Here is a 24,578-nt window from a genome sequence, read left to right on the forward strand (position 1 = left end):
GTTGCTGCCGGTTTCATGCTTTGATTTATCTTCACGTTTCGTGAGTAAAACCTTGTCACAGCGAACAAGATCTCATCACGAAACGTCAACATGCCTTAGTACGTCATTAGACGGGATCGACAACAATATGTTCTAGCTCAACTGCCGCTACTGTGTGTAGCGCGTCCATGGTTGCCCCGACTAAACTTATTTTCCCCTGTGAAGATTCAATCAACACCGCACGGCTAATATCGCTAAATTCACGATTGTGTCGGGTTAAGTTCGACAATGCCATCTGCATCGGCAGCATTGAAGGGTTAAAGGCAGCATTTTCGGCATAGCGCCCGCAGTAGGTCGCTCCATCATGGGTTTCTAGCACGACAGCGGCAAAGCTTTGAGTATAAGGCGCATAACTTAAACCCGCATGATCTAAACCTTCAATAATCATGGGATCGCTGCTATCTAGCACAAACTCAGTTTGCTGTTTAGCAAGCAGTGGGGACATGACGTTTAAATCTTTTGGACCAAAAGCATAGGGGAGGTAATAAGCGAGTGAATGGCTTTCCTGCGCGGGTAGATGAATGGTAATTTTTGCGCCATCAACCAGTTCATTCATAAATTGCCGACAATGACCACAGGGGCTAGCATTTACAATTATATCAATAATTTGGCTCTCACCACTTAGCCAAGCGTGGCTAATCGCACTTTGCTCTGCATGTACTGAATGAAATAGGGCTTCACCCGGAAGTTCTAAGTTCGCTCCCATGTAAATATCGCCACTTTTCCCCTTGGCTATTGCGCCTACGTAAAATTCACTTATCGGTGGTTTTGCCAGTGCAGCCGCGATAGGCAACAGGGCGAGTAGTACCTCCGCCTCTGTCATCTTGCTTGCTAGGGTTAATTTGGCAAGTTGCAGTGCATCAATATGGCCTGCAAAGTTTTGATGCAGCAAGGGAATAAGCGCATCAGCTAACGGCAGTGGCAGCTGGGTTATGCTACGAATGAATCTATCTTGCATTTCCCGATTCCTTATTTGTTAAGTTCATGGAAGAACATTCTAGTAATTTTGTTACAGCATAAATGCGAGTTAGCTCGCGTTTATGCGGCCCAAGGTGGAAATGAGTTATGTATTTGACCGATTTCACCATACAAATAAAACAAATTTTCGCTGATGCTAGAAAAGTTATAGCTCACGCAAATAATGGCACAGCGCAGCAAGCAGTCTTTGTTTGTTTTCATCGGCTACAGTATCTTGAAGCAGGTTCTCAAGCTTCAATAAATAATCTTGGTCCGCTAGACGATTTTGGCAAAATTCACGCCAGCGATGGGATTCTTGATCATCGAGTAATTCTGGGTAATTGCGTGCTCTATAGCGGAACAGCATTTCAGGAATACGGGTATCGTCAAATTGTAATTCGAGTGCAGCTAGATTCTGCGGTAGAGTGTGACGGATAATTTCCATTTTAGCCTTATCCGCGGAACTAAAAAAACCACCAGAATACAACATTAAATCGGGATCAGTTATAGCACTTTCACCATCGTGCTCAAATAATTGCGCAAGTTTTTCCCTAAGCTCTGGATGATTCCTTAATCGCTTATATTGCTCCCTTGCGAATGCTTTATCGATATTGAGCCTTGACGCTTGAGCATCGTCCAAAATTTTAGCAGAGGTAATAAAAGGGCATTTATTAAGATGGATCTGTTTTACTGGGATAGGCAATTCATCTGCGGCAAGTTCGGCTCTGGCGGTATACATCCGAGTTTTAATTTGTTCAATATCGAGCTCAATCAACGGACTTAAATCCATCGCTAAATTAACGCAAATAACGGCATTTTTATTGGTTGGATGATGGGCAACGGGTACAATTAATGTTGTGCAGCCATTGCGTGCACTAATTTTCGAGCTGACATGGGCTAGGGGCTGCATATTAAGCACATCAATTTGATCACTCACTGCTTGTTTGCGGCGCAGCTCAAAATAGTAGTGATATAACTTAGGCTGCTTTTCTCTGATGAGTTTAGCCATTGCAATGGTAGCGTATACATCAGACATTGCATCGTGGGCCTTCTCATGCCTTAAACCGTTTGCCTGGGTCAGATGTTCTAATTTAAAGCTAGGTGAGCCATCATCTTTCAGTGGCCAGTTTATACCTTCGGGTCTGAATGCATAACAAGCACGAACTAAATCGATGATATCCCAGCGAGAATTTCCGCTTTGCCATTCTCTCGCATAGGGGTCAATAAAGTTGCGATAAAATCCATATCGGGTGACTTCATCATCGAATCGTAGGGAATTATAACCAGCGACACAAGTATTCGGTTGACTGAAAAGAGCTTGGATCCGACCCATAAACTCAGTTTCTGGAATGCCTTTTAAATTCGCAAGTTGTGGTGTAATGCCTGTGATCAGAATGGCTTCTGGTGAAGGTAAGTAGTCAGTCGCTTGCTTACAGTAAAAGGTTTCTGGTTCGCCGATGATGTTGAGTTCTAAATCTGTTCGAATGCCCGCAAATTGTGCAGGTCTATCCCTTGCGGGATTGGCACCAAAAGTTTCGTAGTCGTGCCAGAATATGCTTGGCTGATATGGTATAGACATAAATTTAAATCGAATGACATTTTATCGAATAATAGCATCTTAACACTGAAACTCCTCGGAAGAACATTGACTATATGATTGAAGTTGAGGAATTATCTTGAAAAGATAAACGCTTAATAGATGTTTTTTCCTGCATTGGGGCGTTACAATCCGCCTTGAAAAGGGGAGTTAATGTCTTATGTTTCAGCAATATCTCAATGAACCTATGGTACTTGATGCCGACCAAGCATCTGTTTTGACTTTAACATTGCCCTCGGATATCAGTGACTTTATCGTGCTTCAAGCGATGAGTGCACCGTTACTGGAGCTTATTGTAGTCTTGGATAGTGTTAGACCAAAGATTGCAATCCGTTTTCAGCCACTATTGGAACTGACGCTAAATTCTGCTTTGTCGCCAAATAGTCAATTTGGCGAGACATTTCCTCGAACTATAGGACAGGGGATACGTCTGTATAGCCGTATGGGCACCGCACCTAAGTTTTGTGCTGATGAATTAAGGTCTGGAGTATCACTCAAATTAGATTTAAGTCATGGTTTGAGTTTAGCATTGCAATCAACCTCTAAATTTGAGCTCATCTCACTCGAAGCTGACTTAAGAATATTATACGAGCCTCGAGTGCTACTGATGGCGAAAGCCATATTGGCAAGACAGTATGACTACACTATATCTTCAGAAGCGCTTGCTGTGCATATGGCTGAAATAGAACAGGTCAGAGCTGAGTTACACACTTTTTTACGTGGGGAGCTTGGACAATGCCATGAACGTTTGGCACAAGAAGCAGTAAAGTTGGAACCATTATTGCTGAAAAAATGCCAATGGATGTTCCGGATTTATACAAATATGCACGAGCGACCTAACTATGGCCGATCATCAAATGATGCCGATAATGTTGACAAGTCACTAAGAAAACTCGAGTGCTACGAGTTACTCGCATCTCCTGAACTCATAGAAATGGTCAAACGATTAACGGAAGACGAGGCGTAAGCTTGTTTTCCCATTTTTAGCTACAAGATAACGAGTCTACCTATGCATTATTTATGTCCACTTTGTTCTGGACCGCTTACTCTTGCCAGACCTAGTTGGGTGTGTCCACTGCAGCACAAGTTCGATATAGCCAAAGAAGGCTATGTTAACTTACTGCCAGTACAAAATAAAAATTCAAAAGATCCAGGTGATAACAAACAGATGATGTTTGCAAGGCGGGAGTTTTTAAATGCTGGATATTACCAAGGTTTGAGCGATAGAGTGAATGAATTAGCGTTGGAATATGCTGGTAACGCACAACAGATTCTCGATATAGGCTGTGGAGAAGGCTATTACAGCCACAGATTATTTCACGTATTTGAGCAGAACCATCCTTGTGTTTTACAGGGATTGGATATTTCTAAGTCGGCAATCAAATATGCCGCAAAACGATATCCTAACTTACAATTTTGTGTAGCAAGTGCTTATGAGATGCCGATAGCATCACAAAGTGTCGACTTAGCCATTCGAATTTATGCGCCCTCTAAAGCTGAAGAACTTCAGCGGATCATGGCTAATGATGGCGTTTTAATCACTGTTTCACCTGGACCAATGCACCACTTTGCCCTTAAACAGCAAATTTACGCTGAGCCAAGGTTACACCCAGAGTCTAATGCGAGCATTGAAGGGTTTGAATGTATTCATCAGCAACGACTGGTGTCTCAACTGGCACTAAAGAACGCTGAGCACATCTCGCATTTCCTAGAGATGACACCCTATGCATGGAAGTTTACTACAGAGCAGAAGCTGTCTTTGGTAACGCAAGGGCTAAGTTGTGAATTAGATTTTCAAATTGAGGTTCATCGCATTTCAAGATAGTCAATTTAAGCTATTGAAATAAGTTATTTAAAGTGCTTAACTATAATAGCTAGACCGCATGAACATTATGTTCTGCAAGCCGGTTGCAAAACCCTAAGTTGAACTAAGCAAAATAAATATTTCAAAGTGTCGCAGTATGTTGACTTATCTTTAGAATGGTTTATAGTCTTACTAGCTTGAAGGTTGGGCTTATATTTATGTGTTCAATACGACCAGTTCGTCCTGTAAACATAAGTAATACCGGCATTTTCCAGCTCCACCGCCGTTAAGGCTTTAATTTTATTTACAGGATTTATATTATGTCTCAAGTTACTGGTGTTGTTAAGTGGTTCAATTCTGATAAAGGTTTCGGATTCATTGAGCAAGAATCAGGTCCAGATGTATTCGTACATTTCCGTGCGATCAACTCTGACGGTTTCAAAACTCTTGACGAAGGTCAAAAAGTGTCTTTCACTGTGACTCAAGGTCAAAAAGGTCCACAAGCTGAAAACGTAACCATCATTGGTTAATTTTCAGTGCAATTAGCCAAGAGCTAATCGCAATGGATTTAAAGAGCTGTGGTCTATACCATAGCTCTTTTTGTTTGTACTAAATTTATGAATTTCTAATTAATTCCTCCCTGTTTCCTTGACCAACTCACATTCGTGCTCTAGTTCTAATTTGCCTTACTTTCGATCCCTCCAAGGCAAGCCATACCCAGTATAATATTTTCAATTTTAGTGTATATACGCGCCATGGCTTGTGGATATTACTGTATCAGTACTCGGGGCTGTTGATCTTTCGAGAGAGATTTTTAAACAGTTTGAAAGCATTTTAATCCAGCGTTGAAGTCTTTCGATAGATGACTAATTGGATTTAAGAGGTAGGGCGAAGCAGGATGCCAGAGCCGATTATCACTATACCTTCAAACCTTGCAAAACCTATGGGTCCGTATATGGCAAGAATGTCATTTATCAAGGAGCCATTAACAACCTTGCCTAAAGTGCTTTCAATTCCCAATGAACAGATATTTAGTATGATGGGTATTGCCTACGGTCTAGAAAGGTGTTTTTACCCTTTTATTAAAAAAGTTAGCTAGCATTACTGACTTGGAGTGGGTGTTTATTGATGATTTGATTGTGCGTGCGGGCTCATTAGCAAGGCGGTGGCGCCGTGACATTAGGTTCTTAGTACACAGGTAAGAGCAGGGTGGCTATTCAGCCAGAATCCACTTAGCCGTTGATAGTGTAGTGGCTTACCCATATATTAGAAGATCTGAGAAACGATATTATATATGTCCTTGCTTGATTGTGTCCCTGAAAGTGTCCAGTCTTAAAATAGGCCTAGAAACTGTCGACTGTATCATGCCTAATAAAAAAGCCACTCACCATAGGGAGTGGCTTTTTAATGTTAAATTACTTCTTGCTAAGAACGAGGATTATGGACGAGCCATATCCGATTCTGCGCTGTTAGCTAGTTTTATTTTAGGTGCCGAGGTTTCTTCGGTCGCCGTATTGTCATACTCGCGTCCTTTGGGTACCTCAACCTGCGTTCTCACCTCAACGACAGGTTTAGTCATATCCGACGATACCATAGCCCCAAAACGACTTGTCGTTTTGGGCTTACTAACAACAGTATCGGTAGCATCAGTCACTTGTGGATTAATACTTGTCACCTCTGTTTGAACCCTTGCTTGTGGTTTTACAATGGCTGCCGGTTTTGTCATTGGTGCAGATGCAACTGCTTTAGTTGGTTCTTTAGTGATATCTTGTACAACGGTTGCTTTAACCACTGAGGCGGGTTGTAAAACGACTTGTGGTTCTGTTTTGGCCTCAGCAATATGTTCAACCGTCTCTGCTTTGGTTTCTTCGATTTTTGGCTCTGGCACTTGAATTTCAGTAGTTTCAGACACAACAGGAGTGATTGTTGCTTCGGCGACCACTTTTTGAACGACAGGTGTTTCTGCCTCAGGAGCGTCTGCAATGGCAATCTTTTCTATTTCTGTAGTAGATACTGGTGCTGTAACTGGAGCGACGTATTCCACTACGGCGACAACTTCTGTCACTGCCTGCTCAACTGTTTCTGCTTTTACGGCTTCAACAGTTGGGGCTGAACTTGGACCCGTAACGTGTGTGCTGTGAGTAACTTCAGTTGGGTACTCTTGATCTGCGCCTAATTCGTCGTTAGGAACGAACTGGGCTGGTGCTGACATACCTTGATCATCTTCATCACGACGACGACGTTGGCCAGCAGCGCGAAGATGACGTGGACTACGACGGCTACGACGTTGACCATCTCTTTGTTCGCGTTTTGATTGCTCATCTACATTAGTATTCTCATCTTCAGCATTTTCAGCATTTTCAGCTTCGTTATCTTGAGATACGACAACAGGTTCAGCAATTTCTGAAGTGTCTACAGTGACAGTTACAGGTGTTTCCACAACATCAACAGAAGCGATCTCTGTTGGTGCTGTTTCAACAGTAGGACCTTCTTCGGCTACCGTTTCTAGCGTAGCTTGAACGGGGATAGCTTCTTTACGAGGTTGGCGACGAGTTCTCGGTGCTTTGGGTTCTGTAGTCGGTGCTTCGGCAGCTACCTCAGCTTTAGTATCGATAGTTGCCGCGGCGTTAATTGCTGCAATTTCCGCGAGTACTTCAGCAGCTTCCTCTGGTGCAATTGGGATCGCGTTATCTGGCGTGTTATGGCCATTATCGATACGGACTTTGCGACGCATATTTCTACGTTGACGACGTTCGCGCGCAACTTCTTGCTTCGGCGCATCGGCCTCTAGATCAGCAACGACTTCTTTTGGTGCTTGAACACGAGGTTTAACTTCCGCTTTCGCAGGGCGTTTGACAGAGTCTTCTTTCTCGCGAACTGGACGCTCTTGAGTTGCTACTGCTGCTGGTTCTGCGGTTTTTTTCGCATTGCGGTTACGGGGTTCACGGTTGCCCTCTTTTGCTTTATCAGCATCTTGATTACTACGAGGGCGACGGGTGTCAGTGCGGCGGTTACGGCGATTTGCATTAGCCGCGTTAGTGTCTGTGTTTTTGGTTTCAGCCGCTTTTGCTGGTTCAGCTTGCTCACTTGGTGTAAATAAGGCACTTATTGTACTCACTAGTTTGCTAAAGAAACTAGGTTGTGGTGCTTCAACTTTCACTGTCGGTGATGGTGCTTGTTCCACTTTTTGTGGTGCTGCAAAACCTTTTAATGCAGGAGAAGGTGCTGTCGTACGTTCCAGTTTGCGTGGCTCGTATAATTTAGCTTCTGGATGTTCAATACGCTTATAGCTCGATTCGCTGATTTCATCGTCACTACGGTGACGGATCACGCGGTAATCTGGCGTCATCATATGCGCATCGGGTATCACATACACTTCGACATCGTGACGTTGCTCTGTGATGCGAATGGCTTTACGTTTTTCATTTAACAAGAAAGCGGCAACATCGACAGGCACAATGGCTTCGATTTGTGAGGTGTTTTCTTTGATGGCTTCTTCTTCCATCAAACGTAGGATCGATAGCGCCAAAGACTCAGTGCTGCGAATTGTACCTTGGCCATGACAGCGAGGGCAGATATGGGCAGCGGATTCTTCCAAAGATGGACGCAGACGCTGACGCGACATTTCCATTAAACCGAAACGAGAAATGCGACCTAACTGCACACGGGCGCGGTCGTGGTGAACGGCGTCACGTAAGCGGTTCTCAACTTCGCGTTGATGGCGCACAGGCGTCATATCGATAAAGTCGATAACCACTAAGCCACCTAAGTCGCGTAGACGTAATTGACGAGCAATTTCATCGGCGGCTTCAAGGTTGGTATTTAATGCGGTCTCTTCGATATCACCGCCTTTAGTGGCACGGGCCGAGTTGATATCGATAGAAGTTAAGGCTTCCGTTGGGTCGATAACAATCGAACCGCCAGATGGCAGACGTACTTCGCGTTGGAAGGCGGATTCTATTTGTGACTCAATTTGGAAGTGGGTGAATAACGGCACTTCGGCTTCATAGAGTTTTACGCGCTCAACGAAATCAGGACGAACTAAGGAAATATGCTGCTTAGCTTCTTCATAAATACGGGGGTGATCAATCAATATTTCGCCTACATCACGGCGTAAATAGTCACGGATTGCACGCACAATGACATTGCTTTCTTGGTGAATTAAGAAAGGAGAGCCTTTGGTTTGTGCTGCTTCGGTGATTGCTGCCCAGTGGTGTTGTAGAACTTTTAAGTCCCACTTTAACTCGGCAGATTCTTTGCCTACACCCGCGGTACGGACGATAAGGCCCATGCCTGCTGGCACTTCTAGATCGGCCATTGCTTCTTTTAATTCAGTGCGCTCATCTCCCTCAATGCGGCGAGAAATTCCGCCTGCACGTGGGTTGTTTGGCATTAGCACTAAATATGAGCCCGCTAGGCTGATGAATGTGGTTAAGGCTGCGCCTTTATTACCACGTTCTTCTTTGTCAATTTGAACAATAACTTCTTGTCCTTCACTGACTACTTCTTTGATGTTTGGGCGACCTTGGAAGGAATAACCCTTAGGGAAATACTCTCTGGCGATTTCTTTTAAGGGCAAAAAGCCATGACGATCGGCGCCATAGTCGACGAAAGCTGCTTCTAAAGACGGCTCTACGCGGGTAATTTTACCTTTGTAAATATTGGATTTTTTTTGCTCGTGACCTGGACTTTCAATATCGAGATCATACAGTTGTTGCCCATCAACAAGGGCAACTCGCAACTCTTCTGATTGAGTTGCATTGATTAACATACGTTTCATGATGACGTCATTCTTCTTTAAATAGAGGTCATCAAACATCACGTTTCGCTGCATTACGGGCCTAGCAGTGGTCAACTGAGCCTCACGGCTAGTGGCTAGGCAAGGTGCGCATTACTGTTAGACGCAGTCGCTGCGTGTCGCATCCTATTTATGGCTTATTTTTTAATGATTACAAAAACAAGGAATTCGTTGTAAAACATCAACCAACCCCATAAATTCTTTAGTTTCGTTCCGGTAATGCCCAAGTCGAATCGGTTTGTCTGACGACAAGTTAAAATATTCTTCGAAATCTGGGAGAAAAGCTTCTAGAAAACCCTATAAAAATAAGGTGACTTTCTCGATTTAATCGTAAAAACGCATTTGTGGTATTTTTACTCAATATACGATTTGCAAATCAATGAGTTGCTATCAAGAAAATGTTTTTTTATTCGAGAAACTTTCCGCTTGGGACAGGGACCTTGTGAACACTTTATTCACTGCTTATCCCTAATCGCTGGTGAAATATAGCAATAATCAAAAAATTCAGCAATGGAAAGGCACAATTCTTCTTAGTTGTTGTACAATGGCGGCCGTTATAATCAGATGGCGCATCATGAATACAGTATCTACCCCACAGCAACAGGTTCAGTTGATCACTATTGATGAAGATCACTTCGAACAGCGTATAGACAACTTCCTCATAACTGCTCTTAAGGGCGTTCCGAAAAGTATGATCTACCGTATCGTCCGTAAGGGCGAGGTACGAGTGAATAAGAAACGGATTAAACCTGAGTATAAATTGCAGATGGGTGACATAGTGCGTATTCCGCCTGTCAGAGTGGCAGAGCCAGATAACCGCACCGCGCCGTCGGCCAACTTAAGTAAAGTCTCCCAGCTTGAAGATCGTATTCTCCATGAAGACAATCATCTAATTGTACTTAATAAACCTGCGGGGATTGCCGTGCATGGTGGCAGTGGCGTCGATTACGGTGTGATTGAAGCCTTACGTTCACTGCGTCCTCAACAAAAGTTTTTAGAGCTAGTGCATCGTCTTGATAAAGATACGTCAGGTGTCTTATTGGTTGCAAAAAAGCGCAGTGCACTCAAGCATCTGCATGATCAGCTTCGATATAAAAAGATGCAGAAAGACTATTTGGCCTTAGTTAAAGGTGAATGGTCTGCTCAAGATAAAGCTGTTAAACAGCCTTTATTGAAAATCACCCTCAAATCCGGTGAGCGCATTGTGCGTATTAATGCGGAAGGTAAACCTTCAGAAACGCGCTTTAAAATTATGCAGCGTTACCAAGGTTGTACTTTAGTGAAGGCGAGTCCTGTTACTGGACGTACTCACCAAATTCGGGTGCATTGCCAATTTGCCGGTCATCCTATCGCCTGTGATGATAAGTACAGCGAGCAAGGGTTTGACGATAGTATGCGTTCATTAGGCTTAACTCGACTCTTTTTACATGCCGCTGAATTGATGTTTATTCATCCAGAAAATGATGAAGTGATGCGAGTTTCTGCACCTTTAGATGATAATTTGTCGCAATTACTCGATAAGTTAAAGCGTGTGTAATCGAGGGGGGATAGGTTTCAAGGATGAAAATAAAGCAATATGACTTAGTCATTTTTGATTGGGATGGCACCCTGATGGACTCCATCGGTAAAATCATCGTTTGTATCGAAAATATGGCTAGGGCATTGCAGTTACCTACCCCAACCGAAAGCGAGATTCGTGATGTTATTGGTCTTTCTATGACCGAGGCGCTGCGAGCTCTGTTCCCACAAGGGTACAATCTTAGTGCTTCTTCAGCATATTCACAGAGTCAGCCCTCAAACAATGAACCAAATCAAGGCGGGCATGATGAATATCAGCAAATGCGCGCCGAGTTTAAAGCACAATATTTGCATTTAGACACCACGCCAACGCCGCTCTTTGCACAAGCCCCCATTTTAATCGATGACCTACATACTCAAGGCTACCAATTAGCAGTCGCAACAGGTAAGGCCCGTGCAGGTCTTGACCGTGTCTTTGAGCAAACGGGTCTTGGAAGATACTTTGTCGCGTCACGTTGCGCGGATGAGGTACGCAGTAAACCCCATCCTGAAATGATCTCAAGCTTGCTTAAGGAATTGAACATCGCACCTAATCGAGCCCTAATGGTGGGCGATTCATTGTTAGATTTGACTATGGCGGCCAATGCTGGGATTGATAGTGTTGGTGTCACCTATGGCGCTCACAGTGCCGAGAGATTGATGCGGGCGAACCCCATCGCCTTGATTGACTCACCTGAACAGTTATTGCAATACGTCTAAATATTCTATTCATGCTCAGAAGGTGATAAACACAGCTTCGCTTAAGACTTCCCTTTTACCTTTATTCGTGGATTATCCTTTAGATGACGCGTATCTGCGACTAGGATTTCTGGATGCTGTTTATCTACTCAATAAACAGGGCGCACTAAGTAAAACCTAAGCGTACTAAGCGAGAACGTCTACGCCTTGGGTTAACAGCATTTCAGTCAGTAGTATTAGTGGTAAGCCAATCAAGGTATTAGGATCGCGGCCTTCGAGTCGTGTAAATAGTGATATGCCTAAGCCTTCACTCTTAAAGCTACCTGCACAATAATAGGGTTCTTCCTTCTCGATATAGGCCACAATTTGCGAACGGGTAAGATGACGAAAATGTACCGTAAATGGTTCAACTTCGGCGTTAATCGTACCAGTTGCGGCATTATAGAGTGCAAGGCCAGTATAAAAGGTGATTGCTTTGCCTGAGGCTTGGCTTAGTTGCGCAACAGCATTCTCAAAATGATGGGGTTTACCGATAATTTTGCCATCAATGACCGCAACTTGATCAGAGCCAATGATTAACCCATCGGGAAATTGCGTTGCCCCCGCGACGGCCTTCGCTTTGGCTAATCGCAGGACTAAGGCGTGAGCCGATTCATTGATCTGTGCCGTTTCGTCAATGTTAGGGTTATAGCATTTGAAGGGTAAACCGAGCTTTTGCAGTAAAGATTGTCGGTATACAGAAGTCGAAGCTAAGATTAATTGGGTTGGCATAAAAGGAATATCCGCAAAAGAATGAGTCATATTGTGACCAATCTGCGCTACAGAGTGCAAGAGTTTCGTATTTCGGCGTTTCTTTTCAATGAATGCGGTTATTTTAGATGGCTTATGCTTGTATGCCTGCACTAGCTTGGGTAGAATTTTGCTTCCGTTAATTTCAATGTTGGGGCTAGAGAAACGCTTAAGTCGCAAACTGGGACTTAAGTTAGAAATTTTTCTTTGACTCTAGCGTTTTCAAACTATAATATGCGCGCCTTATGCAAACAGTAAAGATACCGGTTTCAATTGATCCATTTCGTGCCGCCTCAAGCCGCCTCGTTTATTATGGGATTGTGCCTGGGCAGTATTTGAAAAGATTAAGTGAGTTATGTGCCGGCGACTGTTCCGATGTGGCAGTGTCGATTGAATGTGGCGTGGATTTACAGGGGATAGTCTACCTGAAAGGGAAGGCTGTGACGGAGCTCACTCTGATATGTCAACGTTGCATGACACTATTTACCACTGAGGTTACGGTCGAGTTTTGCTTCGGTCCATGCCGGACTAAGGCAGAAATCGATGAGCTCCCGGATGCGTATGACCCAATTGAGTGCAATGAAATTGGCGAAGTACGTCTGCATCAATTGATCGAAGATGAATTGATAGTCGCTATGCCGATAATCCCAATGCATGAAGCAATTGATTGCACTGTAGGATCTAAAGACATAGTTGTAGGCGAGATCGAACCCGCTCAAGAGGAGCGTCCAAATCCGTTTGCAGTGTTAGAAAAACTGAAGAGCAAGTAATCTAGGAGACAGGGCCAATGGCTGTACAACAGAACAAAAAATCTCGTTCAAAGCGCGGTATGCGCCGTTCACATGACGCACTGAGCACTGCTCAGCTGTCTGTAGACGCTACCAGCGGTGAAATCCATATGCGTCACAATGTGACTGCTGATGGTTTCTATCGCGGTAAAAAGGTAATCAACAAGTAATTTGTTGGTTTCCTAATGACGAGTCTGACGCTTGCGTTAGATGCGATGGGTGGTGATCATGGCCCCCACGTCACAGTGCCTGCAGCTTTGCGGGCACTACAATTACATTCTTTTCTTCAGATCATTTTAGTCGGTGATAAGACTGAAATTGATGTCTATTTACGTCAAGCAGATCCACTGTTACTTTCCCGTATTGAAGTCATCCATACCGATGAAGTCGTCAGTATGTCCGATAGACCTGTACACGCTTTGCGTACACGTAAAAACAGTTCGATGCGTTTGACCATTGAGTTGGTGCGTGACGAACGTGCGCAAGCCTGTGTGAGTGCTGGCAATACTGGTGCGCTGATGGCAATGGCAAAAGTGCTATTAAAAACCTTGCCAGGAATTGACCGTCCCGCATTAGTAAGCTGTTTACCCGCTGTGACTCAAAAACCTGTTTATTTGCTAGATCTTGGGGCTAATATTTCCTGCGATTCAGAGACCTTATTTCAATTCGCCGTTATGGGGTCGGTTTTATGTGAAGCGGTAGATAAAAAATCGCGTCCAAAGGTTGCCTTGCTCAATGTTGGTGTTGAAGAAATTAAAGGTAATGATCAAGTACAGCAAGCTGCACAGTTACTGCAGCATACAGAACAAATCAATTACACAGGTTTTATCGAAGGCGATGAAATCTATTCCGGTAACGTAGATGTCATTGTTTGTGATGGTTTTGTGGGTAACATCACGTTGAAAACCTCTGAAGGCATTGCCAAGTTATTGGTACATCAGTTAAAACGGGGATTAACCCAAGGTTTATTCGTGCGTTTCTTGGCTAAACTTATCGCTCCTCGCATTCAGGCGGTGCTTAGCCAGATGAACCCCGACCACTATAACGGAGCAAGTCTGTTAGGATTGCGCGGAATAGTTGTAAAAAGCCATGGAAATGCGGATGAAACTGCCTATTTACAAGCAATTAGTTTGGCAGTAACTGAAGCTCAACGTCGACTCCCTGAAATGATAAAAGATCGTTTAGAGTCGATTCTTTTAGATATAAATAGCTGATCCCTCCTTATGCATACAAAAATTCTCGGAACTGGTAGTTATCTGCCAGTGCAGGTGCGTAGCAATCAAGATTTGGAAAAAATGGTGGAAACCACTGACCAATGGATTGTTGAACGTACTGGTATATCAGAACGCCGCATTGCGGCGTTCGATGAAACCGTTTCAACTATGGGCTATCAAGCGGCATTACAAGCGCTAGAAATGGCCGGCATAGAAGCATCAGATTTAGACATGATCGTTTGCGGCACTACTAGTGCACCCAATGCTTTTCCGGCTGCGGCCTGTGAAATCCAAGCCATGCTTGGGGTGCATACCATTCCAGCCTTTGACATCGCTGCGGCGTGTTCAGGCTTTGTCTATGCGTTATCGGTTGCCGACCAATTTGTAAAAACGGGCGCCGCTAAAAAAGTATTAGTGATTGGTGCCGATGTATTGTCTCGCTTATGTGAGCCAGAAGATCGTACCACAATCATTCTTTTTGGTGATGGTGCTGGCGCAGTCGTTATCGGTGCGTCTGATGAACCTGGGATCATTTCGACCCATATTTACGCAGATGGTCGTCAAGGCGATTTGCTGAAATGTGCCTTCCCACCACGCAAGGGAGAAACTTCCGAAGCGGTTGGGTTTATGACCATGAAAGGCAATGATGTCTTTAAAGTGGCCGTGACTCAGTTATCCCATGTTGTGACTGAAACCTTACGTATTAACAATATTGATAAGTCAGACATCGATTGGTTAGTACCGCATCAAGCCAACTTCCGTATTATTAATGCCACAGCTAAAAAACTCGATATGAGTTTAGATAAAGTGGTGTTGACTCTTGCTAAACACGGTAATACTTCAGCGGCTTCAGTGCCAATTGCACTCGATGAAGCCGTGCGTGATGGCCGTATTCAACGTGGGCAATTGTTGTTACTTGAAGCCTTTGGCGCTGGATTTGCGTGGGGCAGTGCATTAGTACGTTTCTAAGCTTTTTTTCATCTAAGTGACATAGCGTTAGCTTATCTTAGATGTGTAGGTAATTTTCAATAAATTAAGTTCGCCATAGGTAATTTGAATATGGAAAATGTAGCGTTTGTATTTCCTGGCCAAGGCTCACAGGCCTTAGGTATGTTAGCCGAACTCGCTGAATCTCAACCTATCGTAGGACAAACCTTTGCCGAGGCGAGTGGCGTACTAGGTTATGACCTGTGGGCATTGGTTCAGCAAGGCCCTGTTGAAACCCTGAACGAAACCGATAAAACACAGCCTGCGTTGTTAGCGGCAAGTGTGGCTATTTGGCGTACCTATGTCGCTTCAGGCAAATCTATGCCTGCCATGTTAGCGGGTCACAGCTTAGGCGAATATTCAGCCTTGGTTTGTGCGGGTGTGATTGATTTTAAAGATGCAATTAAACTGGTTGAACTACGCGGTCAACTAATGCAACAGGCTGTTCCTGCGGGAACCGGAGCTATGTATGCCATTATCGGTTTAGATAATGATGGCATTGCGGCAGCTTGTGCCGAAGCGGCTCAGGGTGAAGTTGTCAGCCCTGTTAACTTTAACAGTCCTGGTCAAGTGGTTATCGCGGGTCAAAAAGACGCGGTTGAGCGCGCGGCGGCAGCTTGTAAAGTGGCGGGCGCTAAAATGGCGGTGGCTTTACCTGTTAGCGTGCCTTCGCATTGCGCCTTAATGAAACCCGCTGCAGATAAACTTGCTGTGGCATTGAACGATGTGCAGTTTAATCCCCCTAAGATTAGGGTTATCAATAATGTCGATGTGGCATCGCCTAACTCTGCAGATGAGATTAAAGATGCGTTAGTGCGCCAGTTATATTGTCCAGTACGCTGGAGTGAGACTGTTGAAGTCATGGCTCAGAATGGTATCAGCCAATTAGTCGAGTGTGGACCAGGTAAAGTATTGACTGGTTTAGCAAAACGAATTAATAAATCACTTTCAGCCCAAGCGGTTAATGATGTTGCTTCATTAGCAGCATTAACTGAGTAAGGAGTTTGCAATGAGTATCAGCCTGAATTTAACAGGTAAAGTGGCTTTGGTTACTGGTGCGAGCCGTGGTATAGGTCGTGCTATTGCCGAAACATTAGTCGAAGCGGGGGCGGTTGTGGTTGGAACTGCAACAAGTGAGAAGGGCGCCGCAGCGATTCAAGAATATCTGGGTGACAAAGGTTTTGGTTTAGTGCTTAATGTCACAGATAGTGAATCTGTTACACATTTATTCGCCTCGATCAAAGAAAAAGCTGGAGATGTTGATATTCTAGTCAACAATGCGGGTATCACCCGTGATAATTTGCTGATGCGAATGAAAGATGATGAATGGCAGGATATCATTGATACCAACCTGACATCATTATTCAGACTATCAAAACCTGTGATGCGTACCATGATGAAAAAGCGTTTCGGCCGTATCATCAATATAGGTTCAGTGGTAGGCACCATGGGTAATGCAGGTCAAGTTAACTACTCGGCAGCAAAAGCCGGATTGATTGGATTTACAAAATCTCTTGCAAGAGAGGTTGCATCTCGTCAAATTACGGTTAATGCTATCGCTCCTGGATTCATCCAGACCGATATGACTGATGAGCTGACCGAAGATCAGCAAAAAGCTATCATGTCTCAGGTTCCGATGGAACGATTAGGGCAAGCGCAAGAAATTGCTAACGCTGTGCTTTTTTTGGCCTCGGACTCTGCTGCTTATATCACAGGCGAAACTTTGCATGTGAATGGCGGAATGTACATGGTTTAAGGGCGGATGGCAGGGATACTGTCTCCAATTGAGTAGTGATCTGTATCAATTGGTTGTTAAATTTCGTGGTTAGACCACGAAAACTAAGCTTGCATTGTCAGCCAAATCTAATAAACTACTCGCAATCTTACGCAAGTGCGTAATTTGAATAGGAAAGAAAACTAATGAGCAACATCGAAGAACGTGTAAAGAAAATCATTGTAGAGCAACTGGGCGTTAAAGAAGAAGACGTTAAGCCAGCGGCATCTTTCGTTGACGATCTGGGTGCAGATTCTCTGGACACTGTTGAGTTGGTTATGGCTCTGGAAGAAGAGTTTGATACCGAGATCCCTGATGAAGAAGCTGAAAAGATCACTACTGTTCAAGCAGCGATCGACTACGTTTCTAAGAATCAGTAATTCTGAATTCTTGAAGACAGGCGGCATTTTTGCCGCCTGTTTTTGTTTTACCCCCGTCAAATCCTGCTGTAGTGCCATTCAATCGTCTCTGGATAGTGTTTTAATTGTTATCCACGAGATGCTCGCCGCAGATTGGCGAATTTTTCTAAATAAACGTTATTTAAGAAATTGTCTAATGATAGAAAACCTTGTTTTATCTATCAGAACTAACAAATTAGCATTTAAAGGTGACTGCCGTGTCTAAACGTCGTGTAGTGGTAACCGGTTTGGGGTTAGTAACTCCAGTGGGCAATACTGTCGATACAACTTGGAAGGCTTTGCTTTCTGGTAAGAGTGGTATTGCGCCTATAACCAAATTTGATGCCAGTGAGTTTACCACTCGTTTCAGTGGCTCAGTAAAAGATTTTGATGTTGAGCAATACGTAACGAAAAAAGATGCCCGTAAGATGGACCTCTTTATTCAATATGGTATGGCCGCTGGCATCCAAGCTATCCAAGACTCAGGTCTGGATATGAGCAAAGAAAACCCAGATCGTGTCGGTACTGCGATCGGTGCTGGTATGGGGGGAATGTGGTTAATTGAACAAGGTCACAGCGCATTGATGAACGGCGGCCCTCGTAAAGTTTCTCCTTTCTTCGTTCCAAGTACCATCATTAATATGATAGCGGGCCACTTGTCGATCATGTTTGGTATGAAAGGGCCTAACTTTGCTGTGACCACCGCTTGTACTACTGGTGTGCATAATATCGGTTTCGCGGCGCGCACCATTGCCTATGGCGATGCGGACGTTATGGTTGCAGGCGGCGCAGAGGATGTGACTTCTCCTTTAGGCGTAGCAGGTTTTGGTGCAGCGAAAGCGTTATCGACACGCAATGACGATCCGACTGCGGCGAGCCGTCCATGGGATAAAGACCGTGATGGTTTTGTGATCGGTGATGGCGCTGGTGTGATGGTGATGGAAGAGTACGAACACGCAAAAGCGCGCGGTGCGACCATTTACGGTGAGTTAGTCGGTTTTGGTATGAGCGGTGATGCATTCCACATGACATCGCCTCCAAGCGATGGTGCTGGCGCTGCGGCAGCTATGGTCAATGCCATTAATGACGCTAAGTTATCACTGGAGCAAATTGGTTATATCAATGCCCACGGTACTTCGACGCCAGCGGGTGATAAAGCGGAAGCGGCGGCGGTTAAGTCAGTATTTGGTGACCACGCTTATAAAGTGCTGGTTAGCTCGACTAAATCGATGACGGGTCACCTGTTAGGTGCAGCGGGTGCGGTTGAGGCGATTTTCACTTTATTAGCACTGCGTGATCAAGCCGTACCGCCAACCATCAATTTGGATAATCCAGATGAGGGTTGTGACTTAGACTTTGTGGCCCATACCGCCCGTGATGTGAAGATGGATTACGCTTTGTGTAATTCCTTCGGTTTTGGTGGGACGAACGGTTCATTACTGTTTAAGAAAGTCTAAAATCCATTAGTCAGTGTTAAAAATGCGCCCGAGGGCGCATTTTTTATGAGTCAAACGTTTAGATATAGTGAGTTGAACACAGTTAGATACGCCTTTATTGTGATTAAAATCACTTTCTAACTATCTGATATCCATAATGTTAACCTTTGTTCATCTCACTTGTTTAATCTTTTCTACTGTCGATAATGACCCTCTATTCAGCTTATAATGGAGTGTGTCATGTTAAACCCTGCGGTGATCCCGCTTATACCCATAGTTGGCGCCATAGCAGCGAATCTGACCGAATTAATCCGCGGAGAATCTAAAATCTGGCATCCTGAGATGGAAATCGGAATAAAGACATTCACTCTTGCGATTACTGCCTATGTTGCAGTTTGGTTCGCTTTACTGGTGACGGCGATTAATGCTGGTGGCACTTCAGATATGTTGGCAGGGTTTGAGGTGCTAGGCTTTTTTATTTTAGGTTTAGGTGTTTATACTTTTGCTAAATGTTCCCGCTTTGTCACTAGTGCGCTGCAGTTATGGATTTATCGTTTGGCTTTGCCGTGCCTATTGATCTTTTGCACGCTTATTAGCCGCTTCGGCTAAATCGAATTCTTTGGTGTGGTCAATCGCAATTATTTTTACGCTATCAGGGATTTCTATCGTAAACTCAGCTTATTGCGCAAGAATATTGAGCCACAGTGGCTGAATAAGTTGAGGTTTTATGGCTGGTATAGAGAGACAAAGTACCCTGAGATTTTTATCCGAGCCTGCGGATGTTAATTTTGGTGGTAAAGTTCACGGCGGTGCTGTGATGAAGTGGATTGACCTTGCAGCCTATGCCTGTGCCGCGGGTTGGAGTGGTAAATATTGTATAACTGCCTATGCGGGCGGGATCCGTTTTGTGCAACCGATTTTGGTGGGCAATATCGTCGAAGTCAGCGCAAAAGTGATTTATACGGGCAAGACCTCTATGCATATTGGTATCGATGTGCGGGCGGGGGATCCTAAAGTTTCGGAGCGTCATCTTACCACCCATTGTATTGTGATCATGGTGGCTGTGGATGAGGATGGTCAACCGACGCCTGTACCTGAATGGGTACCACAGACTGAACACGACATTCATCTGCGGGATTCAGCGCTGCGCTTGATGGAAATGCGTAAAAAGATTGGCGCTGAGATGGAAGCCCATGTGGTGAAATAACTGCATTGTGGTGTTGTATTAGTTTGTTCGAAGGCGCTGTTGGCGCCTTTGTTGTCTCTGCAGAAAAGAGCGTTTGCCACTCGGTCCGATTTGACCCTGACGCTATGTGGGATGAATGCTAAACTGCGGCCAGTATTTTTACTGCTCATTAGCCTAGATAGAAACCCTAAATTGACCCCATAGATTGAAACACTTACTGGCATTTTTTAGTGTTTATTGCTCAGGTTTTAGCGGTAACATATTGGCAGACGAAACATAACCAGATTCTACAGTTTCTAATCAATTCACCTTTTTTACCTATTTGAGGATCACTTCATGGCAAAAGTCGCATTTATTGGTTTAGGCGTAATGGGATATCCCATGGCGAGGCATTTACTTAACAAAGGCCATGAGGTCACTGTCTATAATCGCACTTTTGCCAAGGCACAAACTTGGGTTGACACCTATGGAGGACGTTGCTGCCCAACGCCAAAGGAAGCGGCTCAAGGTCAAGACATTGTGTTTACCTGTGTGGGCAATGACAACGATCTACGTGAAGTCGTGTTAGGTAACGATGGTGTTATCCATGGCATGGAAAAGGGCGCTGTGCTGGTTGACCATACTACGGCTTCGGCCGATGTCGCCCGCGAGCTTGCTAACGTCTTAGCCGGAAAAGGCATCGATTTCCTCGATGCGCCCGTGTCAGGCGGTCAAGCGGGCGCCGAAAATGGCGCCTTAACTGTGATGGTTGGCGGCGATGAAGCGGTGTTTGCCCGCGTTAAACCTGTTATCGAGGCATTTGCCCGCTGCGCCGAGCGTTTGGGTGATGTCGGCGCAGGCCAGTTAACTAAGATGGTGAACCAAATTTGTATCGCGGGTGTGGTGCAAGGTTTGGCGGAAGCATTACAGTTTGCGCGCAAGGCTGGACTCGATGGCGAGAAAGTGATTGAAGTGATCAGCAAAGGCGCGGCGCAGAGCTGGCAAATGGAAAACCGCTACAAGACGATGTGGGGCCAGAGCTATGATTTTGGTTTTGCAGTCGATTGGATGCGTAAAGACTTAGGTATCACCTTAGAAGAAGCTCGCCGTAATGGTTCACACTTGCCATTGACCGCTTTAGTCGATCAATTCTATTCAGAAGTGCAGGGCATGGGCGGTAACCGTTGGGATACGTCTAGTCTGTTGGCGCGCTTAGAAAAATCGGCTAAGTAAGCTATCTCATTTTAAGGTTTCGACCGCTATAAAAATGCCCAGTCTTCATTTGTATTGAACTGGGCATTTTTGTTTGTATTGTTTTTACTAGGATATTTAACGTTAGTCTTTCCAGCGAATATGGGTCACTAAACTGTGGCTTTCACCTGGGGCAAACACGACTTTATCTTCTAATACATTGGCCGCTTCTAGGCAGACCATGGTCAGATAATCCTCTGGATTAAATCGGCCAAGGCGTTGTGACTTTTCAATCCATGGATTCCATAATACCGCTGATTGGCTGTTTTCACGGCTCACTTCAATTGTCCCCTGCGGCGTATGCAATAACTGCACTGGGCCGAGATCGGTATAGACACGATCTGTTTCGCGATCAAATCGCACTTCATCCGTGGTTTGCGGATAAGGCCCTTCAGCAAATTCGATGTATTTTGACCCGCAAAAACCGCTGGCTTTGAGTTGGTGGATATCTTCAATCGGGAAATAACTGTGCAGCGCTTGGGTGAGCGTGACGGTTTCATCGCCTAAGTTGGTATTCACAAGGCTAATGCTTAGGGTGTCGCCTAGGGTGAATAACACGCTGACCTGAGTGTTATGCGGCCAATAGATTTTATCTTGTTCACTGATTTTTAAGCTAAAACGTAAATCCACTAACTGATTACGCATTTCTACCGATTCTAGTGCCCAAATGCGGGTACGGGCAAAACCGTGTTGGGGAAAGTTCGCTTCACTACTCATGCCAAACCAAGGCCAGCAGATGGGTACACCGCCACGGATCCCATTACCGGGTTGATAATCGTCAGCCGATGAAACCCACAGCAAAGGTGGTTTTCCTACGGGTTGAAAATAGTCGATTTGCGCGCCCTGCAAAAAAATTCTTGCCTGACATAACGTCGTATTCACTTCGACATAATCGAGCCCGTTAGCGTGCTTTTTAGTAGTGACAGAACCCATAGTTGCAATATCCTCAACTCTGATGGCATATCAGAAAACAGGCAGTTAGCTTACAAAGTTTTCCGCTTAAGCATAAGTCCTTGTTGCGATCAATTTACGCTTTTGCTGTTTAGTTGTGTAAACAAAAGTCTGTGACGGATGTTGGGGTGCTTCCTTTTTCGGCAGATTTAGCTAAAGTGGTCAGAGCACCAAAGTGGTCAGATCACTTAGTTGAGTTGCAGTCTAACAAGAAAAGGGAAGCGATTATGCCAGTTTATCAAGCGCCGTTGCGCGACTATCAATTTATCCTCGATGAGATGTTACATATTTATCAGCAAGATGCACTCAAGGGGTTCGATGAAATCGATCCAGATCTTGTCGATGCGATCCTGCAAGGTATGGCCGACTTTAGTACTGAAGTTATGCTGCCGCTCAATAGTGTCGGCGATCTGCAAGGCTGTAAGTTGGTCGATGGTAAGGTGATTACACCGGAGGGTTTTGATAATGCCTATCGGCAGTTTGTTGATAATGGCTGGCCGACGCTGACCTGCGATCCTGAATATGGCGGCCAAGGTCTACCCGAAGTGGTGGGGATTTTTGCTGCTGAAATGCAAACGGCAACTAATATGGCCTTTGCCATGTATCCCGGTTTAACCCATGGCGCCTATGCCGCGATACACACCCACGGCAGTGATGCACTTAAGCAAAAATATCTGAGCAAACTTGTTAGCGGTGAATGGACAGGAACCATGAACTTGACCGAGTCCCACGCCGGTACTGACTTAGCTTTATTGCGCACCAAAGCCGTTCCTGTATCCGAAGGCGTTTTTGCCATTACGGGCGAGAAGATTTTTATCTCCTCAGGCGATCACCAACTCACCGACAACATAGTACACCTCGTATTAGCTCGTCTGCCGGATGCGCCTGAAGGCGTGAAGGGCATATCTTTGTTCGCCGTGCCTAAAGTATTAGTGAATAACGATGGTAGTTTAGGCGCACCGAACACTTTATATGCCAGTGGCCTTGAACATAAGATGGGCATTCACGGTAACTCAACCTGCGTGATGGTATTTGATGGTGCATTGGGCGAGCTTGTCGGTGAGCCACACCAAGGTTTACGTGCCATGTTTACTATGATGAACCAAGCGCGTTTAGGCGTGGGTGTGCAAGGGCTGGGAGTATCTGAGATTGCCTATCAAAATGCGCTGGCCTATGCTAAAGACAGATTACAGAGCCGCGCCTTGAGCGGTGCAAAAGCCCCCGAAAAAGCCGCCGATCCGATTTTGGTTCACGGCGATGTGCGCCGCATGTTGCTGTCGCAAAAAGCCTTTAATGAAGGCGCTAGAGCCTTAGTTGGGCAACAAGCTTTGTGGCTCGATGAAGCAGAGCGTCATACCGATCCTGCCAAAGCCAAGGTCGCATCCCAATTAGCGGCGCTGTTTACGCCAGTGGTGAAAGGCTTTATCACTAATCGTGGTTTTAATGCCTGTGTCGATGCGCAACAAGTCTTTGGGGGACATGGTTATATCCATGAATGGGGCATGGAGCAATTTGTGCGTGATAGCCGTATTGCGCTGATTTATGAAGGCACTAATGGCATTCAGGCGCTGGATTTAGTGGGGCGTAAGTTGCTTAGCGATCGCGGCGCGGCGATGCAGCAATGGTCGGCGTTAGTGACTGAGTTCATTAAGTCGCATAGCACCAATGCGGCGATGCAACCCTATGTGAACGGTTTGATGGATTGTGCGGGCGATTTGCAAAAGGCCAGCGGTTATTTAGCTGCACAAGCGGCGACCAATCCTGACATTATCGGCGCAGCCTCCATGGCATATCTGGAGTTATTCGGAGTGACCGCGCTGGCGTGGATGTGGGCCAGAAGTGCCGCCGTGGCATTAGCGGCGCTGGAGCAGGGCACCGAAGAAACTGCATTTTATCGGGCTAAATTGAAAACCGCCGATTTCTACATGGCGTATTGGGCGGTGCAAGGTCGCAGTCTGCGTAAGCAAATTGAGCAAGCGAGTGAGATGCTAACCCAATTGGATGAAGCTATCTTTTAAATCCTTACATTCTTAGCTATGCTGAGTTAAGCCCTTGCTTAATAAGAGCTTAACAACAGTCAAAACCAGCGCCTTGTCGCTGGTTTTTGCTTTAGGCCGCTTATCCGTTCAGGCCCTGTTCTATGTGCTCTATATATTTCGCTATTTGATCCCTCTCAAACCCACTCTTATTGCTTTGTGCTACCAGCGTGCGACTTAGATTGAACTTGAGCGAAATATTTCTGCAGAATCGCGAGAGAGATCCAGTGTTAATCAATAACCCTCTTATGTAAATTCAAACGATAATCATTGTTATTCGCGTATCAGTCCTTATAATGACGCCAATTCATTTGAAAACAGTTGTAAACCCTTTGGTT

The 24,578-nt window shown here is 45.0% G+C and carries 22 protein-coding genes; 17 read left to right on the forward strand and 5 right to left on the reverse strand.

Annotated features, from left to right (window positions below):
• Nucleotides 1-106: 106 nt before the first annotated feature.
• Nucleotides 107-997, reverse strand: a complete 891-nt coding sequence (cdd, locus tag L2744_RS07830; protein WP_248991386.1) for a cytidine deaminase — start codon at nt 995-997, stop codon at nt 107-109.
• Nucleotides 998-1,162: 165 nt separating this feature from the next.
• Nucleotides 1,163-2,575: an exodeoxyribonuclease I gene (gene sbcB / locus L2744_RS07835; protein ID WP_248991387.1), complete on the reverse strand. Its 1,413-nt coding sequence runs from the start codon at nt 2,573-2,575 to the stop codon at nt 1,163-1,165.
• A 178-nt stretch (nt 2,576-2,753) separates the two neighbouring features.
• Between sbcB and L2744_RS07840 the strand changes: the two genes are divergently transcribed.
• The 3 genes from L2744_RS07840 to L2744_RS07850 all read left to right on the forward strand — a co-directional run bounded on the left by L2744_RS07840 (nt 2,754) and on the right by L2744_RS07850 (nt 4,927).
• The gene (locus L2744_RS07840) at nt 2,754-3,560 is read left to right on the forward strand and encodes a hypothetical protein (protein WP_248991388.1); all 807 of its coding nucleotides are present in this window, start codon (nt 2,754-2,756) and stop codon (nt 3,558-3,560) included.
• Nucleotides 3,561-3,602: 42 nt separating this feature from the next.
• Nucleotides 3,603-4,418: a 23S rRNA (guanine(745)-N(1))-methyltransferase gene (rlmA, locus tag L2744_RS07845; protein WP_248991389.1), complete on the forward strand. Its 816-nt coding sequence runs from the start codon at nt 3,603-3,605 to the stop codon at nt 4,416-4,418.
• Nucleotides 4,419-4,717: 299 nt separating this feature from the next.
• Nucleotides 4,718-4,927 (forward strand): cold-shock protein, encoded by a 210-nt coding sequence (locus L2744_RS07850; protein WP_011789734.1) that lies wholly within the window; start codon nt 4,718-4,720, stop codon nt 4,925-4,927.
• A 908-nt stretch (nt 4,928-5,835) separates the two neighbouring features.
• Here L2744_RS07850 and rne read toward each other — a convergent pair.
• Nucleotides 5,836-9,231, reverse strand: a complete 3,396-nt coding sequence (gene rne, locus L2744_RS07855; protein ID WP_248991390.1) for a ribonuclease E — start codon at nt 9,229-9,231, stop codon at nt 5,836-5,838.
• Between the two features lie 538 nt (nt 9,232-9,769).
• Between rne and rluC the strand changes: the two genes are divergently transcribed.
• The gene (gene rluC / locus L2744_RS07860) at nt 9,770-10,732 is read left to right on the forward strand and encodes a 23S rRNA pseudouridine(955/2504/2580) synthase RluC (RefSeq protein WP_248991391.1); all 963 of its coding nucleotides are present in this window, start codon (nt 9,770-9,772) and stop codon (nt 10,730-10,732) included.
• 23 nt (nt 10,733-10,755) lie between these two features.
• On the forward strand, nt 10,756-11,472 hold the full coding sequence (locus tag L2744_RS07865) for an HAD family hydrolase (RefSeq protein WP_248991392.1): 717 nt from the start codon (nt 10,756-10,758) through the stop codon (nt 11,470-11,472).
• 165 nt (nt 11,473-11,637) lie between these two features.
• On the opposite strand, the gene L2744_RS07870 is transcribed toward L2744_RS07865, so the two are convergent.
• Nucleotides 11,638-12,222 (reverse strand): Maf family protein, encoded by a 585-nt coding sequence (locus L2744_RS07870; RefSeq protein ID WP_248991428.1) that lies wholly within the window; start codon nt 12,220-12,222, stop codon nt 11,638-11,640.
• Nucleotides 12,223-12,485: 263 nt separating this feature from the next.
• On the opposite strand from L2744_RS07870, the gene yceD reads away from it, so the two are divergent.
• The 11 genes from yceD to L2744_RS07925 all read left to right on the forward strand — a co-directional run bounded on the left by yceD (nt 12,486) and on the right by L2744_RS07925 (nt 21,235).
• Entirely contained in the window at nt 12,486-13,010 is a 525-nt protein-coding gene (gene yceD / locus L2744_RS07875) for a 23S rRNA accumulation protein YceD (protein ID WP_248991393.1), read from the forward strand.
• Between the two features lie 17 nt (nt 13,011-13,027).
• Nucleotides 13,028-13,198, forward strand: a complete 171-nt coding sequence (gene rpmF / locus L2744_RS07880) for a 50S ribosomal protein L32 (protein ID WP_006081226.1) — start codon at nt 13,028-13,030, stop codon at nt 13,196-13,198.
• 15 nt (nt 13,199-13,213) lie between these two features.
• On the forward strand, nt 13,214-14,242 hold the full coding sequence (plsX, locus tag L2744_RS07885) for a phosphate acyltransferase PlsX (protein WP_248991394.1): 1,029 nt from the start codon (nt 13,214-13,216) through the stop codon (nt 14,240-14,242).
• A 9-nt stretch (nt 14,243-14,251) separates the two neighbouring features.
• A complete protein-coding gene (locus L2744_RS07890) occupies nt 14,252-15,211 on the forward strand; it encodes a beta-ketoacyl-ACP synthase III (RefSeq protein ID WP_248991395.1) in 960 nt (319 codons plus the stop codon).
• 90 nt (nt 15,212-15,301) lie between these two features.
• On the forward strand, nt 15,302-16,228 hold the full coding sequence (gene fabD / locus L2744_RS07895; RefSeq protein ID WP_248991396.1) for an ACP S-malonyltransferase: 927 nt from the start codon (nt 15,302-15,304) through the stop codon (nt 16,226-16,228).
• Nucleotides 16,229-16,238: 10 nt separating this feature from the next.
• Nucleotides 16,239-16,985 carry a 3-oxoacyl-ACP reductase FabG gene (gene fabG / locus L2744_RS07900; RefSeq protein WP_248991397.1) on the forward strand — a complete coding sequence of 249 codons (747 nt, stop codon included), beginning with the start codon at nt 16,239-16,241 and terminating at the stop codon, nt 16,983-16,985.
• Nucleotides 16,986-17,149: 164 nt separating this feature from the next.
• Entirely contained in the window at nt 17,150-17,383 is a 234-nt protein-coding gene (gene acpP, locus L2744_RS07905; RefSeq protein WP_006081231.1) for an acyl carrier protein, read from the forward strand.
• A 236-nt stretch (nt 17,384-17,619) separates the two neighbouring features.
• Complete coding sequence (gene fabF / locus L2744_RS07910; RefSeq protein WP_248991398.1) at nt 17,620-18,858, forward strand: beta-ketoacyl-ACP synthase II; 1,239 nt, start codon at nt 17,620-17,622, stop codon at nt 18,856-18,858.
• Nucleotides 18,859-19,077: 219 nt separating this feature from the next.
• Nucleotides 19,078-19,446, forward strand: coding sequence for a hypothetical protein (locus L2744_RS07915; protein WP_248991399.1), 369 nt, complete (start codon nt 19,078-19,080; stop codon nt 19,444-19,446).
• A gap of 118 nt (nt 19,447-19,564) precedes the next feature.
• Nucleotides 19,565-20,044 carry an acyl-CoA thioesterase gene (locus L2744_RS07920; RefSeq protein WP_248991400.1) on the forward strand — a complete coding sequence of 160 codons (480 nt, stop codon included), beginning with the start codon at nt 19,565-19,567 and terminating at the stop codon, nt 20,042-20,044.
• 315 nt (nt 20,045-20,359) lie between these two features.
• Nucleotides 20,360-21,235, forward strand: a complete 876-nt coding sequence (locus L2744_RS07925; RefSeq protein WP_248991401.1) for an NAD(P)-dependent oxidoreductase — start codon at nt 20,360-20,362, stop codon at nt 21,233-21,235.
• A gap of 102 nt (nt 21,236-21,337) precedes the next feature.
• Here the strand turns inward: L2744_RS07925 and L2744_RS07930 are convergent, their stop codons facing one another.
• Nucleotides 21,338-22,186 carry a D-hexose-6-phosphate mutarotase gene (locus L2744_RS07930; RefSeq protein ID WP_248991402.1) on the reverse strand — a complete coding sequence of 283 codons (849 nt, stop codon included), beginning with the start codon at nt 22,184-22,186 and terminating at the stop codon, nt 21,338-21,340.
• A 245-nt stretch (nt 22,187-22,431) separates the two neighbouring features.
• Here L2744_RS07930 and L2744_RS07935 point away from each other — a divergent pair, with 245 nt between their 5' ends.
• The gene (locus L2744_RS07935; protein ID WP_248991403.1) at nt 22,432-24,222 is read left to right on the forward strand and encodes an acyl-CoA dehydrogenase C-terminal domain-containing protein; all 1,791 of its coding nucleotides are present in this window, start codon (nt 22,432-22,434) and stop codon (nt 24,220-24,222) included.
• Nucleotides 24,223-24,578: the final 356 nt, after the last annotated feature.

The sequence above is a fragment of the Shewanella profunda genome (assembly GCF_023283765.1).
In the GTDB taxonomy this organism is placed as follows: Bacteria; Pseudomonadota; Gammaproteobacteria; order Enterobacterales; family Shewanellaceae; genus Shewanella; species Shewanella profunda.

Coding starts and splice junctions, on each gene's coding strand:
- cdd (WP_248991386.1), bottom strand. CDS start 997: ATGCAAGATAGATTCATTCGTAGCATAACCCAGCTGCCACTGCCGTTA.
- sbcB (WP_248991387.1), bottom strand. CDS start 2,575: ATGTCTATACCATATCAGCCAAGCATATTCTGGCACGACTACGAAACT.
- L2744_RS07840 (WP_248991388.1), top strand. CDS start 2,754: ATGTTTCAGCAATATCTCAATGAACCTATGGTACTTGATGCCGACCAA.
- rlmA (WP_248991389.1), top strand. CDS start 3,603: ATGCATTATTTATGTCCACTTTGTTCTGGACCGCTTACTCTTGCCAGA.
- L2744_RS07850 (WP_011789734.1), top strand. CDS start 4,718: ATGTCTCAAGTTACTGGTGTTGTTAAGTGGTTCAATTCTGATAAAGGT.
- rne (WP_248991390.1), bottom strand. CDS start 9,231: ATGCAGCGAAACGTGATGTTTGATGACCTCTATTTAAAGAAGAATGAC.
- rluC (WP_248991391.1), top strand. CDS start 9,770: ATGAATACAGTATCTACCCCACAGCAACAGGTTCAGTTGATCACTATT.
- L2744_RS07865 (WP_248991392.1), top strand. CDS start 10,756: ATGAAAATAAAGCAATATGACTTAGTCATTTTTGATTGGGATGGCACC.
- L2744_RS07870 (WP_248991428.1), bottom strand. CDS start 12,222: ATGCCAACCCAATTAATCTTAGCTTCGACTTCTGTATACCGACAATCT.
- yceD (WP_248991393.1), top strand. CDS start 12,486: ATGCAAACAGTAAAGATACCGGTTTCAATTGATCCATTTCGTGCCGCC.
- rpmF (WP_006081226.1), top strand. CDS start 13,028: ATGGCTGTACAACAGAACAAAAAATCTCGTTCAAAGCGCGGTATGCGC.
- plsX (WP_248991394.1), top strand. CDS start 13,214: ATGACGAGTCTGACGCTTGCGTTAGATGCGATGGGTGGTGATCATGGC.
- L2744_RS07890 (WP_248991395.1), top strand. CDS start 14,252: ATGCATACAAAAATTCTCGGAACTGGTAGTTATCTGCCAGTGCAGGTG.
- fabD (WP_248991396.1), top strand. CDS start 15,302: ATGGAAAATGTAGCGTTTGTATTTCCTGGCCAAGGCTCACAGGCCTTA.
- fabG (WP_248991397.1), top strand. CDS start 16,239: ATGAGTATCAGCCTGAATTTAACAGGTAAAGTGGCTTTGGTTACTGGT.
- acpP (WP_006081231.1), top strand. CDS start 17,150: ATGAGCAACATCGAAGAACGTGTAAAGAAAATCATTGTAGAGCAACTG.
- L2744_RS07915 (WP_248991399.1), top strand. CDS start 19,078: ATGTTAAACCCTGCGGTGATCCCGCTTATACCCATAGTTGGCGCCATA.
- L2744_RS07920 (WP_248991400.1), top strand. CDS start 19,565: ATGGCTGGTATAGAGAGACAAAGTACCCTGAGATTTTTATCCGAGCCT.
- L2744_RS07925 (WP_248991401.1), top strand. CDS start 20,360: ATGGCAAAAGTCGCATTTATTGGTTTAGGCGTAATGGGATATCCCATG.
- L2744_RS07930 (WP_248991402.1), bottom strand. CDS start 22,186: ATGGGTTCTGTCACTACTAAAAAGCACGCTAACGGGCTCGATTATGTC.
- L2744_RS07935 (WP_248991403.1), top strand. CDS start 22,432: ATGCCAGTTTATCAAGCGCCGTTGCGCGACTATCAATTTATCCTCGAT.